This is a genomic window from Ensifer sp. 2TAB8 (assembly GCF_052115125.1).
Lineage (GTDB): Bacteria > Pseudomonadota > Alphaproteobacteria > Rhizobiales > Rhizobiaceae > Ensifer.
Window position 1 is genome coordinate 41,634 of the sequence record NZ_JBFRGB010000020.1, and the last position, 16,249, is coordinate 57,882.

18 protein-coding genes are annotated in these 16,249 nt (G+C 61.6%); 11 read left to right on the forward strand and 7 right to left on the reverse strand.

What is annotated here, in order from left to right; genetic code table 11:
* The first annotated feature begins 48 nt into the window (after positions 1 to 48).
* The 3 genes from AB4Z53_RS26200 to AB4Z53_RS26210 are packed head-to-tail and all read left to right on the forward strand — an operon-like array spanning position 49 to position 2,962.
* The gene (locus AB4Z53_RS26200; RefSeq protein WP_441598516.1) at positions 49 to 492 is read left to right on the forward strand and encodes an EamA family transporter; all 444 of its coding nucleotides are present in this window, start codon (positions 49 to 51) and stop codon (positions 490 to 492) included.
* The gene (locus tag AB4Z53_RS26205; protein ID WP_441598518.1) at positions 489 to 1,499 is read left to right on the forward strand and encodes an NAD-dependent epimerase/dehydratase family protein; all 1,011 of its coding nucleotides are present in this window, start codon (positions 489 to 491) and stop codon (positions 1,497 to 1,499) included. The genes AB4Z53_RS26200 and AB4Z53_RS26205 overlap by 4 nt, the downstream gene beginning before the upstream one ends.
* 11 nt (positions 1,500 to 1,510) lie before the next feature.
* A complete protein-coding gene (locus AB4Z53_RS26210; protein ID WP_441598520.1) occupies positions 1,511 to 2,962 on the forward strand; it encodes an aspartate aminotransferase family protein in 1,452 nt (483 codons plus the stop codon).
* A gap of 36 nt (positions 2,963 to 2,998) precedes the next feature.
* Here AB4Z53_RS26210 and AB4Z53_RS26215 read toward each other — a convergent pair whose 3' ends face one another.
* Together AB4Z53_RS26215 and AB4Z53_RS26220 are read right to left on the reverse strand one after the other, a co-directional pair.
* Complete coding sequence (locus tag AB4Z53_RS26215; protein WP_441598521.1) at positions 2,999 to 3,598, reverse strand: YceI family protein; 600 nt, start codon at positions 3,596 to 3,598, stop codon at positions 2,999 to 3,001.
* Positions 3,595 to 4,215, reverse strand: coding sequence for a cytochrome b (locus tag AB4Z53_RS26220; protein ID WP_441598523.1), 621 nt, complete (start codon positions 4,213 to 4,215; stop codon positions 3,595 to 3,597). Before AB4Z53_RS26220 ends, AB4Z53_RS26215 begins: the two co-directional genes overlap by 4 nt.
* A 192-nt stretch (positions 4,216 to 4,407) precedes the next feature.
* On the opposite strand from AB4Z53_RS26220, the gene AB4Z53_RS26225 reads away from it, so the two are divergent.
* The 6 genes from AB4Z53_RS26225 (at position 4,408) to AB4Z53_RS26250 (ending at position 10,243) form a co-directional block, all read left to right on the forward strand.
* Positions 4,408 to 4,887, forward strand: a complete 480-nt coding sequence (locus AB4Z53_RS26225; RefSeq protein ID WP_113537711.1) for a hypothetical protein — start codon at positions 4,408 to 4,410, stop codon at positions 4,885 to 4,887.
* 190 nt (positions 4,888 to 5,077) lie between these two features.
* Positions 5,078 to 5,563 carry a GNAT family N-acetyltransferase gene (locus AB4Z53_RS26230; RefSeq protein ID WP_291152154.1) on the forward strand — a complete coding sequence of 162 codons (486 nt, stop codon included), beginning with the start codon at positions 5,078 to 5,080 and terminating at the stop codon, positions 5,561 to 5,563.
* Positions 5,564 to 5,623: 60 nt separating this feature from the next.
* Positions 5,624 to 6,946 (forward strand): GNAT family N-acetyltransferase, encoded by a 1,323-nt coding sequence (locus tag AB4Z53_RS26235; protein WP_441598526.1) that lies wholly within the window; start codon positions 5,624 to 5,626, stop codon positions 6,944 to 6,946.
* Between the two features lie 124 nt (positions 6,947 to 7,070).
* Positions 7,071 to 7,841, forward strand: a complete 771-nt coding sequence (gene tpiA, locus AB4Z53_RS26240) for a triose-phosphate isomerase (protein ID WP_441598528.1) — start codon at positions 7,071 to 7,073, stop codon at positions 7,839 to 7,841.
* A 131-nt stretch (positions 7,842 to 7,972) separates the two neighbouring features.
* Positions 7,973 to 8,467 carry a preprotein translocase subunit SecG gene (gene secG, locus AB4Z53_RS26245; RefSeq protein WP_113537708.1) on the forward strand — a complete coding sequence of 165 codons (495 nt, stop codon included), beginning with the start codon at positions 7,973 to 7,975 and terminating at the stop codon, positions 8,465 to 8,467.
* A gap of 138 nt (positions 8,468 to 8,605) precedes the next feature.
* Positions 8,606 to 10,243, forward strand: coding sequence for a CTP synthase (locus AB4Z53_RS26250; protein ID WP_162768747.1), 1,638 nt, complete (start codon positions 8,606 to 8,608; stop codon positions 10,241 to 10,243).
* Positions 10,244 to 10,340: 97 nt separating this feature from the next.
* Here AB4Z53_RS26250 and AB4Z53_RS26255 read toward each other — a convergent pair whose 3' ends face one another.
* From AB4Z53_RS26255 to AB4Z53_RS26275, 5 genes are all read right to left on the reverse strand, one after another.
* Positions 10,341 to 11,528, reverse strand: a complete 1,188-nt coding sequence (locus AB4Z53_RS26255) for a DUF418 domain-containing protein (RefSeq protein WP_441598530.1) — start codon at positions 11,526 to 11,528, stop codon at positions 10,341 to 10,343.
* A gap of 236 nt (positions 11,529 to 11,764) precedes the next feature.
* The gene (locus AB4Z53_RS26260; protein WP_291152166.1) at positions 11,765 to 12,421 is read right to left on the reverse strand and encodes a CDP-alcohol phosphatidyltransferase family protein; all 657 of its coding nucleotides are present in this window, start codon (positions 12,419 to 12,421) and stop codon (positions 11,765 to 11,767) included.
* Positions 12,405 to 12,803, reverse strand: coding sequence for a hypothetical protein (locus AB4Z53_RS26265; RefSeq protein ID WP_441598532.1), 399 nt, complete (start codon positions 12,801 to 12,803; stop codon positions 12,405 to 12,407). The genes AB4Z53_RS26260 and AB4Z53_RS26265 overlap by 17 nt, the downstream gene beginning before the upstream one ends.
* The gene (locus tag AB4Z53_RS26270; protein WP_113537703.1) at positions 12,800 to 13,750 is read right to left on the reverse strand and encodes a phosphatidate cytidylyltransferase; all 951 of its coding nucleotides are present in this window, start codon (positions 13,748 to 13,750) and stop codon (positions 12,800 to 12,802) included. The genes AB4Z53_RS26265 and AB4Z53_RS26270 overlap by 4 nt, the downstream gene beginning before the upstream one ends.
* A complete protein-coding gene (locus tag AB4Z53_RS26275) occupies positions 13,747 to 14,394 on the reverse strand; it encodes a lysophospholipid acyltransferase family protein (RefSeq protein WP_441598534.1) in 648 nt (215 codons plus the stop codon). Before AB4Z53_RS26275 ends, AB4Z53_RS26270 begins: the two co-directional genes overlap by 4 nt.
* Positions 14,395 to 14,920: 526 nt before the next feature.
* Here AB4Z53_RS26275 and AB4Z53_RS26280 point away from each other — a divergent pair.
* Positions 14,921 to 15,727, forward strand: a complete 807-nt coding sequence (locus tag AB4Z53_RS26280) for a class I SAM-dependent methyltransferase (RefSeq protein ID WP_441598536.1) — start codon at positions 14,921 to 14,923, stop codon at positions 15,725 to 15,727.
* Between the two features lie 207 nt (positions 15,728 to 15,934).
* Positions 15,935 to 16,105: a hypothetical protein gene (locus tag AB4Z53_RS26285; RefSeq protein ID WP_162768742.1), complete on the forward strand. Its 171-nt coding sequence runs from the start codon at positions 15,935 to 15,937 to the stop codon at positions 16,103 to 16,105.
* The last annotated feature ends 144 nt before the right edge of the window (positions 16,106 to 16,249 follow it).

Below are 16,249 nucleotides of genomic sequence, written 5' to 3' on the forward strand. Positions count from 1 at the left end.
AATCCGTCTCTTGCCCGTAAGTACATTTGCGGGACTGGGAGTAAAACAATGAAATATATTCCATTCATTCTTTTTACGGTTTTTACCAATGCTGCCGCTCAGCTCATGCTGAAGCAGGGTATGATGACGCTCGGGCCGATTTCGATGACCGCTGAAACGGCAATCGTGCGGCTGTTCCAGATCGTCTTCAACCCATGGGTCTTTGCCGGCCTCGTGACCTTCGTCATTTCGATGGCGTCGCATCTCTATGTGCTGTCGAAGGTCGAGCTTTCCTTTGCCTATCCGTTCCTGAGCCTCGCTTACGTCGCCGTCGCGGTCTTCGCCTACTTCGTTTTTCGCGAAGACCTGAATGCCTGGCGCATCGCCGGCATCGCGCTGATCTGCGCAGGAACCGTTCTTATCGCCCAGTCGGGCATCTCATCCCATGCCGATGACAAGCCGTCTGAGGCTGCTGCCGGGGTGAGCACCGCAGAATTCGGGAGCGAGTCATGAAACACATCATCTTTGGTGGCGACGGCTTCGTGGGCCGTCACCTGGCGGAACGTCTCGTCAAGGACGGCGAAGACGTGGTGATCGCCGATATCGTCAAGTCCGACCTCTCGCATTACGGCCGCGCCCGCTTCGTCCATTGCGACGTCACCGATCTGGAAGCTGTTCAGAAGGTCGGCATCGGTCCGGATGACATGGTCTACAACATGGCGGCGAAGATGCTGTCGCCGCTGCAGATCCGTTCGAAGCGTTGGAAATTCTTCTGGCCCGTCAACTATTACGGCGCAGAGAACATCATGAAGGCCATGGACGCGGCCGGCGCATCGCGTCTGGTGCAGTTCACGACCGACATGATCTACGGCCACACGGTGCAGTCGCCGCAGACCGAAGACCACCCGGCAAGGCCGCTCGGCGAATACGGCAAGTCGAAATGGGCGACCGAACAGCTGGCCGTGCAGTGGCGCAAGCAGGGCATGAACATCTCGATCTTCCGCCCACGCCTGATCATTGGCCCCGGTCGTCTCGGCATTCTCGAGAAACTGTTCAAACTGATCGACATGAACCTGCCGGTGCCGATGATCGGCTCGGGCAAGGTGCCCTACCAGTTCATCTCGGTCTTCGATTGCGCCGAAGCCGCGCGACTTGCCTGGAAGGGCGGCGTGCCGAACGAAGCCTACAATCTCGGTTCCGACAATCCGCCTTCCGTGCGTGATCTGCTCGGCAACCTCGTCAAGCATGCCGGCTCGAAATCCTTCCTGCTGCCCACGCCCGCCTTCGCCGTCAAGCAGACGCTGGCCTTCTTCGACATGATCAACAAGCCGATCATGGACCCGGAACAGTACCTGATCGCCGACGAGATGTGCGTGCGCGAGACCGGCAAGCTCAAGCGCGAGCTTGGCTGGCGCGCGGAATACAACGATGGCGACATGCTGATTGCCGCCTATGACGAATATCGGGCCAAGAAGACGGGCGCCGTTTCGGCCGCTTCCGTCGTCGTGCCGGCCGAATGAGGGGACAGAACATGTTGGACAGACCGAACCGTATCGCTGTTGCCGCTCCGTCGCTCGACGGCGGCGTCGCCAAGCCCAATCTCATCACCGTCGAACAGGCGAAAGCCATGTCGATCGGCGACATCACCACGGCTTTCAAGGAGCACCTGAACCCCGGACAACTCCACTTCATGAAGCTTCTCGGCTTCCACAAGGTGAAAATCGAGAGCGCCGAGGGCATGTTCTACACCGACCAGAACGGCCGCAAGATCCTCGATTTCTTCGGCGGCTTCGGCTCGCTCGCCTTCGGACACAACCATCCGCGCATTCTCGACGCCCGCCAGAAGTTCCAGGACGAAAAGCGCCACGAGATCGCCATCGCCTTCATGTCGCAATATGCGGCGGCGCTGGCCAAGAACATCGCGGCCTGCTCGCCGGGCGACCTCGACATGGTCTTCCTCGGTTCGTCCGGTTCGGAAGCGATGGAGGCTGCCGTCAAGCTTGCCGAGCGTGCCGCCGGCCCGAAGCGGCCGAAGGTTGTCTATGCCGAGAATTCCTTCCACGGCAAGACCAAGGGCGTGCTCGCCATCACCGACGGCCAGCTTTACCGCGCAGACTTCAAGGTGGCCGAAAACACAGTGCGCGTGCCCTTCGCCGATATCGATGCGGTGGAGAACGCCTTCAAATCCGACTCGGAAATCGGCGTCATCGTCTTGGAAACCATCCAGGGCGGCGGCGGCATCATCCAGGCACCGGCTGAATACTGGCAGAAACTCCGCGCGCTCTGCGACAAGTACGGAGTGCTTTGGGTCGCCGATGAAGTGCAGTGCGGCTACGGCCGTTCCGGCCGCTTCTATGCCTTCGAGCACTATGGCGTCGTGCCGGACGTCACCGCGCTCGCCAAGTCGCTCGGCGCTGGCAAGGCCGCCGTCGGCGCGATGATTGCGCGCCGCGAAGTCTACATGAAGGCCTATGGCACGCCGAAGACCGCGATGATCCACGCGATGGCGACATTTGGCGGCATGGGCGAGGCTTGCGTGACGGCGATCGAAGGCATCAACGTGCTCTACGACGAGCACCTGATCGACCGCGCCGCTGACAGTGGCGACTACCTGCTCGAGCGTCTGCAGGCGCTGAAGGACAAGTACCCGAAGATCATCAAGGACGTGCGCGGCAAGGGCTTGATGGTCGGTCTGGAGTTCCAGGACTTCAGCCAGACGCTGCCGATGGTCCTGCGTCCTGTTGTCTCGATGCTCGACGACAAGCTCAAGGGCTCGCTGTCCGGCTTCATCGGCGCGTTGCTTTTGCGCGACTACGACGTGCTGGTCGCCTTCACCGAATACAATCGCAACGTCATCCGGCTTGAGCCGCCGCTGATCTGCGAGCGCGCCCATGTCGACCAGTTCATCGCTGCCCTGGACGACCTGCTCGGCCGCGGTATCGTGCGGATCGTCAAGGATTTCGTCGGAAGCCAGATCGGCTGAGCAACGATCCTGTCGTCTTGCAAGGGGCAGGGGCGCTTAGTGCCTCTGCCCTTTGATGTTCATGTCGAATTCGACGACATTGGAATAGATCGGCGTGCCGACATCCATGCCGTAGGGTGAGCGGTGGATATTGCCGCGGATGTTGAAGGCAATCGAGCCGCGGTTCCAGTCAAGCAGCGTCACGGAAAACCGCTCCTTTCGCGAGGTGCCGCGTGCCGTCAGCGTTCCCTCGACCGCCGCCGTATCCGGGCCGGTCTGCTTCACATTCGTCGACCGGAAGGTGACGGTGCTGAAGTTCGCGGTGTCGAAGACGGCGCTCGACTTCAGGAAATCCTCGATCCGTTTCTCTCCCGTTTTTACGCTTTCCGGATAGAGCGTGAACTCGACCGTCGAGTGGTCGATATCGTTGCGGTCAATGCGGAAGTTGCCGGAAAATTTGCCGAAGTCGCCGACGATCCCTCCACCGCCTGCTTGTGCCACCGTAAAGTGGATGCGGGACGCGGACGTGATGCCATAGTTGCCGGCGGCATCCGCAAGGTCTGGCGCGGAGCCGACAGCGAGCGATGGGCTGACGGACATGGCCGCCAGCAGGGCGAGTGCAAGTGCTCTGGGTGATGGTTGCAGGCGCGGTGTCATGGTTTCTTCCTTCCAACGATAACCGGATCGGCGCTCGCCGCTTGGGAGCGTTTATGGCGGCGCGAACCGGCTGGCAGCATGCGGACGAGGACGTCGTCCCGCCGCGCAAAGTGGTGGTAGAGCGCGGCCAATACGTGAAGCGTGACGAAGGCGAAGAGCAGATAGGCGAGCGTCATATGGACGAGCGTCCAGAAATCCTCGGCCGGTGCCGATTTCGCCATCGGCAGATGCGGTATGACGAACCAGTCGAAATAGAAGCTTGGGATGTTGAGCGTCGAGGTTGATGCGACCGCCCAGCCGGCAAGCGGGACAGCGAGTGCGAGCCCCATGAGCACGATATGGGTGACGCTTCCGGCGCGCTGTTCGAGTGCGCTTAGACCTTCTGGCGGCTTCGGACGAAGCTCAACCATGTGCCAGAGCCCGCGGACGGCCGCGAGGCCAAGCGCGGTGAAGCCCAGCGATTTGTGCCACTGGTACAGCGAAAACTGGAGCGCCGGATCGATCGGTAGCCGGCGCATGATGATGCCGAGGGCAAGCAAGGTAAGGATGATCGCCGCAATCGTCCAATGAAGGGCGATGGTGAGCCAGCCAAACCCGGCTTTGTCGTTGCGCAACATGATCGTCTCCGTGGTCGCCAGCCCGGTGGCTACAACTCGGTTACGGCGGTGAGACCCATGAGCCCATGCTTTTATTCGCCGATAATACCGTAAAATTGCACTGCGATCTTGTTGATGTCGGCAAGCTGTGGTCCACTTGCGGTGGAAGGGGACACGGAGGGGTTGTTCCCGGGAGCAGTTGGGCTGGCGTACATGACGAAGAAAAAAACGACACCAATGAGTCCGCACGAGCGGGAGGCTTATGAGCAGGCTCGCACGGGTATCCGCCTTGGAACCGAAGGCAAATATGGTGAGGCGATCGATGCCTGGCGTCTGGCATCCGACACGGCCGATGCCCACCTCGCATTTACGGACATGTATTACTGGATCAAGAGCGGTTACGGCGCGGCACTTTGCGATGCCGGGCAGTATCGGGAGAGCATTGCCGTCTCGCTCATGTCCCGAGAGTGGACGCTGGAGCGGCGCCAGCCGCTTTCGTCGCTGTCGATCGCACGCTCGTATCTCGCGCTTGGCGAAGGCGAGGCGGCCGCCCCTTATCTCCGCGAGGTTCACGGCTTGATCGGCGATGCCATCTTCGAACAATTCGACGAGGATCTGGAGGCCGACGTTCACGCGGCGATCGCCGGCCTGGAAAACGGCGGAACGCGGCCTTCCGCCGGTCGGCCGAAGTGACGTTGGCTTCCTAGGCCAGGGCTAGGACCACTGCAAACCGGAATATGACGGCGTTCGCGATCGCGAACGGTCAGGCGTTTTCTCGCCATGATTTCATTTTAGGTGCCGATTGCCCCTTTAGCGGGTGATTCGAAGTCGACCGTTCTGGTTCCGGCTCTTTTTTACATTTTGATTTTCTTAGGAGTTTCCAATGAGTGAAACCGTATTGCCGTCTGATGCCGAAATTACCCTTCGGCGCATTTCAGCCCTGACCGTCTGCGACGTTTGCGAGCTCAGCGAAACGCTGAGCGACGAGCAACGCGACATGGTGGCGGACAACGGCACCTCGATCGCCGAGGCGCATTTTTCCGAGAACGCCTGGTTCCGCGCGATCTACGCGGAGGAAACGCTTGTCGGCTTCATCATGCTGCATGAAGGATCCGACTGGGACGACGGTATCGATTGCCCGGGGGTCTATCTCTGGCGGTTCATGATTGCCCGCCCGTTCCAGGGCAAGGGGTTTGGCAAGCAGGTGATCGCCCTTGTGGTGCGCGATCTGAAAGCGCGCGGTCTTCACGAACTCTACACGAGTTACGGACAGGGCCCCGGCAGTCCCGAAGGATTCTATCGTGGCCTCGGCTTCGTGCCGACGGGCGAGCACTATGACGACGAGCTTGAGGCCGTGCTGAAATTTTAAGACAGTGCAGACATGGGCGCCGGCTTCATGTCTGCCGACACGATTTTCATGAGTATGACGATGAGTAACGATCTACACGAGGCCAACCGCCTCTCCTGGAATGCTGCGACGGTCGCACACAACAGCCACAAGGGCGATCAGGCGGCCTTCTTTCGCGCCGGCGGCTCGACGCTCTATCCGGAAGAAATCGAGCTGCTCGGCGATATGACCGGGCTGGACCTCCTGCATCTTCAATGCAACTCCGGCCAGGACAGCCTGAGCCTTGCGCGTCTCGGCGCCAGGGTCACCGGCGTCGATATCTCGGACGAAGCGATCGCCTTTGCGACCCGGCTCTCCGAGGAAAGCGGGATTGCGGCCCGCTTCGAGCGCGCCGACCTGTTCCAGTGGTTCGATGGCGCGCGGGCGAGCGGGCGTCGGTTTGACCGGGTCTTTGCGTCCTACGGCACGATCTGCTGGCTGTCGGATCTCGGCATCTGGGCGCGCGGTATAGCCGACGTGCTGAGGCCGGGCGGTCGTTTCGCCTTCATCGAGTTCCATCCCTTCGCGATGGTCTTCGGCCCGAGTTGGCAGCCGCATTATGACTATGCGCCGAGGGAACCGGTCGCAGAGACTGGCGTCGGCGACTATGTCGCGGATTCCGGCGCCGGCCTTGCCGCTGCCGGCTATCAGCAGGGTGTGGTGGGCTTCACCAATCCCCATCCGTCCTTCGAGTTCAACTGGGGGATTGCGGATGTGATCCAGGCGCTCATCGATGCCGGTCTCAGGGTCGAGCGCCTGACGGAGTATCCCTATTCCAACGGCTGGGTCGGCTTCGAAGGCATGCGTGATCTCGGTGGCCGACGCATGGCGCCGCCTGCGACCATGCCAAGCCTGCCCTTGATGTATGCGATTGCGGCGTCGAAGCCGGGGTCGGAAGCAGGAGGCAGGGCAGTGGCGAGCGCCGCGCCCATGACCATTCGGCCCTGGCGCCCGGAGGAGGGCGACCGGCTACTCGCAATCTGGCTCGCCGCTTCGCGCATCGGTCATCCGTTTCTCGGAGAAGCCCGCCTTGTCGAGCAACAGCAGGTGGTGCGGGACACCTATCTGCCGATGGCCGACAACTGGGTCGCCGAGATCGACGGCAAGGTCGTGGGCTTCATTGGGCTGATCGAGAGCTTCATCGGCGGGCTGTTCGTCGATCCGGATATCCGCGGTTCGGGCATCGGTCGCGCCCTTGTCGAGGATGCGGCGGCCCGTCTAGGGCAGCTCGAAGTCAGCGTCTATGCGGACAATCAAGCTGCCGTCGACTTCTACCGTCGCCGCGGTTTCGTCGAAACCGCGCGCAAGGAGACCGACGACGAAGGATTGCCGTTTGCGGTGATCGACATGGTGCGCAACGCCTGACAATTGCTCGCGGCGGGGCAGGGCAACTTGTCCCGCTGCCAGGGAATAATCACCGCCAGCGCTTTTAATTGCCGGCCGCATTTGCTAGGCCGCTTCCGGAGAAAAGCACTCCGGAGGAAATTGCATGACGCCCGATATCCGCCCGCTCGTCGCCGGCAACTGGAAGATGAACGGAACCCGCGCCTCGCTGGACCAGATCAAGGCGATGGCCGAAGGCGTCAAGGGCGAACTTTCCGCCAAGGTCGAGACGCTGATCTGCCCGCCGGCAACCCTGCTGTACGTGGCGACGGCGCTTTGCGACGACAGCCCGCTGATGATTGGCGCGCAGGATTGCCATCAGAAGCAGTCGGGCGCACACACCGGCGACGTTTCAGCTGAAATGATCGCCGATTGCTTCGGCACTCACGTCATTGTTGGCCATTCCGAGCGTCGTACCGACCACGCTGAAAGCGATGCTCTGGTTCGCGCGAAGACCGAAGCGGCCCATGCCGCCGAGCTCGTGGCGATTGTCTGCATCGGCGAAACGGGTGACGAGCGCAAGGCAGGCAAGACGCTGGACGTTCTGAAGCGCCAGCTCGCCGAGAGCCTGCCGGATGCCGCGACTGCCGAAAATACGGTCATTGCCTACGAACCCGTCTGGGCGATCGGCACGGGCCTGACCCCGACCGTGGCCGACGTCGAGGAAGCGCATGCCTTCATGCGCAAGGAGCTCGTTTCGCGCTTTGCCGACGCTGGCGCCAAGATGCGTATCCTCTATGGCGGCTCGGTCAAGCCTTCCAATGCGAAGGAACTGATGGGTGTGGCCAATGTCGATGGCGCGCTGATTGGTGGTGCGAGCTTGAAAGCGGAAGACTTCCTCGCCATCTACCGGGCTTATGAAGAATTGACGGCCTGATTGCCCGGAGCACCGGGCGGGGGCTTGGAATGGCGCACGGCATGGTATAAAGAGGCGCGAAAATTGCGCCCGGCCATGCCGAGTTGGCGCATGGTTTGATTCGTGTGCCCAAAGGGCAGGACTGGAAGCTGATGCAGACCGTACTACTCGTCATCTATCTCATGGTCGTCGTCGCCCTGATCGGCGTCGTTCTCATTCAGCGTTCCGAAGGCGGCGGCCTCGGCATCGGCGGCGGCTCGGGCTTCATGTCCGCGCGTGGCACGGCCAATGCTCTGACCCGCACGACGGCAATCCTTGCCGCGCTGTTCTTCGTCCTCGCAATTGCCATGGGCATTCTGGCGCGCTACCAGCCGCAGGCAACCGATATCCTCGATCGGATCCCGGGCACCAGCTCGAACGGCGGCGGTGTTCTCGATTCGCTCGGCGGCGGCAACACCCAGGCTCCGGCCGGCGGCGCCACGCAGCAGCAACCCGCAACTGCCCCGGCAGCCGGCAATGGCGCTGCGACAGGCAACGGCGTTCCCTCGGCCGCACCGGCAACATCCGGCGAAGCTCCGGCAGGCGGCGCAACGACTGAGACGCCCGCCAACAACAACTCGGGATCGCAAGTTCCCAGCGGCCAATAAGGTCGCAATTCAGAAGAACCCGCCGGCGGATGTTTCATCCGCCGGTTTTGTTTTGTGTGAAATCTGCCTCCATCCAAAGACGAAAAGTTCTGGAACATGAATTTTTCGGTGGCGGAATCATTTGTGAAAAGGTATCCGGTGACTCCCATGGCGCGATATGTATTCATCACTGGCGGCGTGGTTTCCTCCCTCGGAAAAGGCATCGCTGCAGCGGCTCTCGGAGCACTGCTGCAGGCGCGTGGCTACCGGGTGAGACTGCGCAAGCTCGACCCCTACCTCAACGTTGACCCGGGCACCATGAGCCCGACCCAGCACGGTGAGGTTTTCGTAACCGACGATGGCGCGGAGACCGATCTCGATCTCGGCCACTATGAACGCTTCACGGGGCGTTCGGCGACGAAGACCGACAACATCACCACGGGCCGGATCTACAAGAACATCATCGACAAGGAACGCCGCGGCGACTATCTCGGCGCAACCGTTCAGGTGATCCCGCACGTCACCAACGAAATCAAGAACTTCGTCACCGAAGGCAACGACGACTACGATTTCGTACTCTGCGAAATCGGCGGCACGGTCGGCGATATCGAGGCGATGCCGTTCATGGAGGCGATCCGCCAGCTCGGCAACGACCTGCCGCGCGGCACCGCCGTCTACGTCCACCTGACGCTGATGCCGTATATTCCTGCGGCAGGCGAACTCAAGACCAAGCCGACGCAGCATTCGGTCAAGGAACTGCAGGCGCTCGGCATTCATCCCGATATCCTGCTCGTTCGCGCGGATCGCGAAATTCCGGAAGCCGAACGCCGCAAGCTCTCGCTGTTCTGCAACGTTCGCCAGTCGGCGGTTATCCAGGCGCTCGACGTCGCCTCGATCTATGACGTTCCGATCGCCTACCACAAGGAAGGCCTCGACAATGAGGTGCTAGCAGCCTTCGGCATCGAGCCGGCGCCGAAGCCGCGCATGGAAGCCTGGGAACGCGTTGCCGATCGGATCCGTACGCCGGAAGGCGAAGTCACGATCGCAATCGTCGGCAAGTACACGGGCCTCAAGGATGCGTACAAGTCGCTGATCGAAGCGCTCTACCACGGTGGCATCGCCAACCGGGTGAAGGTCAAGCTTGAGTGGATCGAATCGGAAGTCTTCGAGAAGGAAGACCCGGCACCCTATCTCGAGAAGGTCCATGGCATCCTGGTTCCCGGCGGTTTCGGCGAGCGTGGCTCCGAGGGCAAGATCAACGCGGCGCGCTTTGCCCGCGAGCGCAAGGTGCCTTACTTCGGCATCTGCTTCGGAATGCAGATGGCGGTCGTGGAAGCTGCCCGCAATCTCGCCGGTATCGAGAAGGCGTCGTCCACCGAATTCGGCCCGACCAAGGAGCCGGTTGTCGGCCTCATGACCGAGTGGGTGAAGGGCAACGAACTCGAGAAGCGTTCGGCTTCCGGCAATCTCGGTGGTACCATGCGCCTCGGCGCCTACCGTGCGTCGCTCAAGAGCAACACGAAGATTGCCGAGATCTACGGTTCGACCGATATTTTCGAGCGTCACCGTCACCGCTATGAAGTCAATGTCGACTACAAGGATCGCCTGGAATCCTGCGGCCTCGTCTTCTCCGGCATGTCACCGGACGGCGTGCTGCCGGAAACGGTCGAGTACCCGGATCATCCGTGGTTCATCGGCGTCCAGTACCATCCGGAACTGAAGTCGCGCCCGCTCGACCCGCATCCGCTGTTTGCGAGCTTCATCGAAGCGGCGCTGGAACAATCCCGTCTCGTCTAAGTCGAGATTGCATCAAACAAGAAAGGCCGGTCGCTAGACCGGCCTTTTTCATATGTGCTGGTGCGCGGAGTTCCTGGTGCGACCAGTCAGAGATTGCTCAGCGCGCCTCGACCGGCTTGCGCCATTGCGGCGCCCGCCAGATGGTGATGAAGCGCAGTACCCATTCGAGCGGGCCGTAAGCGTAGCGCGCCATCCACCAGCGGCTGGTGAAAAGCTGGGCCGTGAAGATTGCAAGCGCAATCAACACCGTTGCCAAGGGCGAGACCTGGCCGATGAGGCCAAGCCCGTACCCATGGAAGATCAGAGCCGCGACCAGTGACTGCATGAGGTAGTTGGAAAGCGCCATACGGCCGGCTGGCGCCAGCAGGGTGCGCAGGCGCTGCCCGGCCGTCGTTCCGAAGAACAGCATCATGCCGCCGACATAGGCGCCGGTCAGGAACGGGCCGGTGATCAGTCCAATCGAAAGACCGATGATGGCGACGGGCGAATCGATCAGCTCGACGCTGGCATAGGCATAGACGATGGCGCCGGGCAGTCCGATCCACAGGCCGGGGCGAAGCAGCCGTTGGAAGAGTGGGCGGTTTTCCTCCGGTCGCGCCAGCGTCTTGCGGCGCCCCGCGATCAGGCCGAGCGCGAACATCGCAAGCGCACACGGCGCCTGCAGCAGGCCAAGGATCACCCAGACTGACGAGAGCTCCGTCAGGTGCTGGCCGATGATAGCTTGCCAGTCGCCTTGAAAGGCAAGTTCTGTCGCCTCGGCCGCAGCAAGGATCGCGGACCGGTCGAGCGGCATCGGCCCCAGCGTAGCGAGCACACCGAGCGCACCCCATGCTACAGCAATGAGAATGATCAGCCATTTCGCCAAGCGGAAGAGGGCGGCATCGCTTCGGTTCCGTAGTGTCAGCAGCACGACGCCGAGCACGGCATAGGTGGTGAGAATGTCGCCATGGAAGAGCAGAACCGCATGGGCAATACCGATCAGCCAAAGGCCGGTCTGCCGACGCAAGAGCCGGGGCACGAAAGCTTCGCCGGATTTTTCCGCCGAGCGCATCTGCAGCGTGAAGCTGTAGCCGAACAGGAACGAGAACAAGAGGTAGAACTTCATCTCGAAGAACAGCGCGATCACCAGATGGACGGCGCGGTCGGCGGTGCCGCCGAAGGCCGGATCGGCGAGTTCCAGTCCATAGAACGCGGAGGCGAAGGCCATGCTGTTGACGAGAAGGATTCCGAGCAGTGCAAAGCCGCGCAATGCGTCGACATCGTCGATGCGATCCGGGGTGGTCATTCGAGTTCTCCGTAGCGGCAGGCGCTGGAAGGGTGCGCCATAACCAGTTGAAACAGCGCCGTTTTGTGAAAATGAACGTCTCAATCGCCAGTAGGGACAGGGGAGCCCCGCTCAGCTGGGCGAGTGCTCTATTTATTAAATCGACTAGTCAATCTAGTAATTGGAGCGATGAGACGTCAAGTCGCGCCCGGGGGTTTAGCGCGCGGGAGCCTTTCAGTTACGGTGGATGGGGACGGTCAGCCTTTGTGGCTGGTATTCTGCCGGAGCCAGGCGATTTGCCGGCGGGCACGCAGAAGTGCGGTCAGTGCAGCGCCGATCGAGATCAAGAGCAACGCGGCCCAGAGGACTTCGCCGTCGCCAAGCCAGAGGCCTTCAAGAGACGAAAGAACCGCAGCCAGCGTCATTGTCGCCATGCGGTGCTGCTTGGCCATCGGGCCGGAGAAATCACTCGGAGCGCCATTGGCTCGGCCAAGTTCGCGCACATAGGCCGTCAGTACGGCGAAAGTAGCTGCAGCGAAACCAAGGGCAGGCACGCCGATCCCGAATCCGGCGCCGACGAAGATGAAGACATCGGCGACACGGTCCGGAAATTCGTTCCAGAAAGGACCATCGGCTTCGCCCTTGCCACCCTCGACGGCGACCATGCCGTCGAAGAGATTGCAGAGCAGGCGCCCCTGGCAGAAGAGGGCTGCGGCGATGAACAGCGCGACTCTTGCCCCATCCTGCGTTTCCCCCGTCAGCCAGAAGGCGAGCCCGGCCAAGGCCGCGGCTAGCATGCTGGCCTGCGAGATCTGGTTGGGCGTGACGCTCATCGAGGCCAGGCGCCGCGCGATCGCCTGCGCCCAGCGGGTGTTGCGGCTTGCGAGTGGCCTGCGGTCACCGGTCCCGGTCATGTTCGCCTCGGCTGATGGAATAGTTGTAGATGGCGGCGTAGGTGGTCGAAACCGTGAGCGGCAGCGCGATCGTTTTCAGGATCTCGGGCGTGCCGCCTGCTGCGTGGATCGCGATGAGGACTGCTGACGAACCAAGGCAGGCGAGGAGTGGCGGCAGGACCAACCGCGTCGCGCCGCTGAACCGACTGGAAAGCACGTCGATCGCCGTCTTGAGATAGAGGGTCAGCAGGGCCGAAAGCGTACCCTGGACGACGCTGGCAACAACCGGCTTCGGCATCGGATGATGGCGATTGGCGAAGAGCGCCCAGCCACCCATGGCAAAAAACGCAAATGCCACATGCACCACGCCCCTTGATGCCAATCCCCTCAGCTTTGAGGTCATGTCAGTGACCACCAGTAACGCGTCAGATGGAAGAAGATCGGCGCCGAAAAGACGACGGAATCCAGCCGGTCGATCAGTCCGCCATGGCCCTCGATCAGGTGACCCCAGTCCTTGACGCCGCGGTCGCGCTTGATCGCCGACATCACGAGCCCGCCGAAGAAGCCCATCAAGGTGATGATGAGCGACATCACAGCCGCTTGCATCGGCGTAAACGGCGTAATCCACCAGAGCGACGCACCGATCAGGGTGGCGCTTGCGACCCCGCCGACAAACCCTTCGACGGTCTTCGAGGGCGAAAGGGTCGGTGCGATCTTGGTGCGTCCGAAGAGCTTGCCCCAGACATATTGCAGCACGTCGCTGGACTGAACGACGATGACCAGGAAGGCGATCAAGAGAACGTTGCGGCCATCATAGCCTGGGATCTGCAACGTCAGCAACGCCGGCACGTGCGAGGCGCAGAAGACGCAGATCATCAGCGCCCATTGCACCTCGGAGATCCGCAGAAGGAAATCACGCGTATCACCGCGCAGAACCGCGACGATCGGCATCAGCAGGAAAGCATAGACCGGCACGAAGATCGAATAGATGCCGTATTGCTCGGCCCACAGCAGAAAGTAGTTGATCGGCAGCACGACGAAGAAAGCGGCAGCGATCGCCCAGTGATCGCCACGTCGCGTATTGATGAGCGTGATGAATTCGCGCAGTGCCGCGAAAGAGCAGAAGGCAAAGAGCAGGAGCACGCCGACCCGACCGGCGACAAAGGCGATAGCGATGAGTACCACCATCGCCCACCACGCCTTGATGCGAGCGTTGAGGTTCTCGATTGCGCCGTTAGATCCGTCCGGCGAAAGCTTCTGCTTGAGCACGTAGCCGATGCTCGACGCGAGCACGAGAATGCCGCCGACACCGAGAAGCAGTTTGAGCATGTCCAGGCTTGCCGTGCTCATGCATTGTCTTCCGTTGAAGAGGGAGCGAGCGAGAGCAGGGCGACCTCGGCGCGGGCGATGAATTCGTCCTTGGTCTCCTGCGCCTTGAGGTGCATCGGTTCGCCGAAGGTTACGGTACAGATGAGCGGGATCGGCACGAACTCCCCCTTCGGCATCACGCGGTTGAGATTGTTGATCCAGACGGGGACGAGCGCCACATCCGGCCGCTTGCAGGCGAGGTGATAGAGCCCGCTCTTGAAAGGCAACAGGCGCGCCTCAGTCTGGTTGCGCGTTCCCTCGGGAAAGAGAATCAGCGACGAGCCGTCGTTGAGGACGGCCGTCATTTGCTCGACCGGATCCTGGGTGCGGGCCGCTGCGTCGCGCTCGATCAGGACCGCGTCGAACACGTCACGGCCGATGAAGGCAGAGAGCTTCGATTTCAGCCAATATTCTGCCCCGGCCACCGGCCGCGTGCGCTCCCGCAGCCAGGGCGGCAAAACCGCCCAGATCAGGACGAAATCGCCGTGGCTGGAATGATTGGCGAAGTAGATGCTCTGTTTCGGCGGCAGGCCGGTCTCATGCCAGATGGCGCGCGCCGCGGTCATTGCGCGCGCAAACATCATGATGGCGATGGAGGCCAGCTTGGCCATTATCTCGCGGATCATGCGAATTCGTGCTCGGATTGGAAACGGGCCGGTACTCCGACGCACCCTGCGGAGCGTATGGGCCATGTCCGGATGGGTTTCATGCCTTGCAACAATAAGATCAAGCGCTGCCCCCTCAGCCTGCGCCCGGCATAACCCCAGGCTGCATCGACCAACATTACGCGATTGCGTCCGCTTCTCAAGCGGTTGAAATCACAAGCAAGGTGATAACGGACCAGGCGCTCCGGATATTCGCCGTCGTTGTGAAGGGATCGAACGCAAGACGATGCGACGCCTCGCCACAGCCGGTCTCAGAGCCAACGTTGACCAACTGCAACCCTGCCGCTAGCCTGCGCTTGCAACATGAGGAGCCTCGTCCGATGCGCCAGTAATGCCCGGTGAAAACCGAATTCGCCTCAACTTCGCTCGCGAAGGGGATGGACGATGGCATTGCTAGACCCGCATTGGCGGTCAGACGCCGAGGCATTCCGTGCCTGCGCCCCCGTTCGTGAGCGGTCACATTTGGACACGTTTCCAGGGACCGAACATGCAAGGTAAATCCAATCTCGATATCATCGATCACAACCGCCAGGCCTGGGACAGGCAAGCGAGTGAACACTGCGAGTGGTCGCGGCCGGTGACGCCGGAGATGATCGCTGCGGCCCGTGCCGGGCAATGGCAGGCGCGGCTGACGCCTGGCGATCTGCCGAAGGGTTGGCTACCCGACATCCGCGGCAAGAAGATCCTGTGCCTGGCCTCGGCGGGCGGCCAGCAGGGGCCAATTCTGGCGGCGGCAGGTGCCGAGGTCACCGTCTTCGACATCTCCGAGGGGCAGCTCGCCCAGGACCTGCTTGTGGCCGAACGCGAGGGCCTGTCGCTGGCAGCGGTACAGGGGGACATGCGCGACCTCTCGGTCTTTGCGGATGAAGCCTTCGACATTGTCTTTCACCCGATATCGAATCTCTACGTTCCGGCTCTCCAGCCGGTTTGGCGGGAATGCAATCGCGTGCTCAAGACCGGTGGACGCCTGCTCGCGAGCTTCTACAACCCGATTGTTTTCGTTGGCGACCGGGACCCGAGCTATGCGGAGAAGGGCCTCATTCGCCCCGTCTATGCGCTACCCTTTGCGGAAGCCGAACATCTGGCTGCCGATGCGGTGCAAGCCAAGATCGGTCGCGGTGAAGCGCTGGTGTTCGGGCACAGCCTTGCCGCGCAGATCGACGGGCAATTGCAAGCAGGCTTCGTGCTCGCCGGCTTTCACGAAGACTGGCAGCCATCGCCCCGTTTTCTGATAGACAGGTTCGTGCCGACCTTCATCGCCACCTGCGCCATCAAGAGCGATCTCGGCCTCTGACATAGGGGCGCGAACGGTGCGCGTCTTGTGGCGTGCACAGGAGGAACAGAGCAATCGCGGCGTCCGCGATAACCCGCGGTTGCGTTTTTCGGGCAGGCTGCATGCCGATCATTGTGACTTGTTACGTCGCGTTACTGTTACGTACTCGCCAAACCGCTGGTTTCATTCTTTTATGTTCGTCAGCGAAACTGGAAAGGGTCAATACGCATGCGCTTCATCGCTTTGTTGGTTATGCCGTTGGCGATCGTGCTGGGGCTTTCGGGCTGTGCCTCCACCACCTCCTCGAGCAATACGACCTACGCGCAGCCCCAAACGTTCGCCCCCGGTCTCGGCGCGGGAAATACGGCCAACTCCACGGCGGCTCCGGGCTACTACTGACGCTCTGGCGGCCCGACACCTGCGGGCAAGCGTAATTCCGCGACGGGCTCGGCCCGGCGCGGAGTGTTCTTGCCTGCGGCCAGTTTCGGGCTCACACGGCCAATCGGCTCCCTGGCCGCGACTCGGCTTGCAATCGCCGGCCAA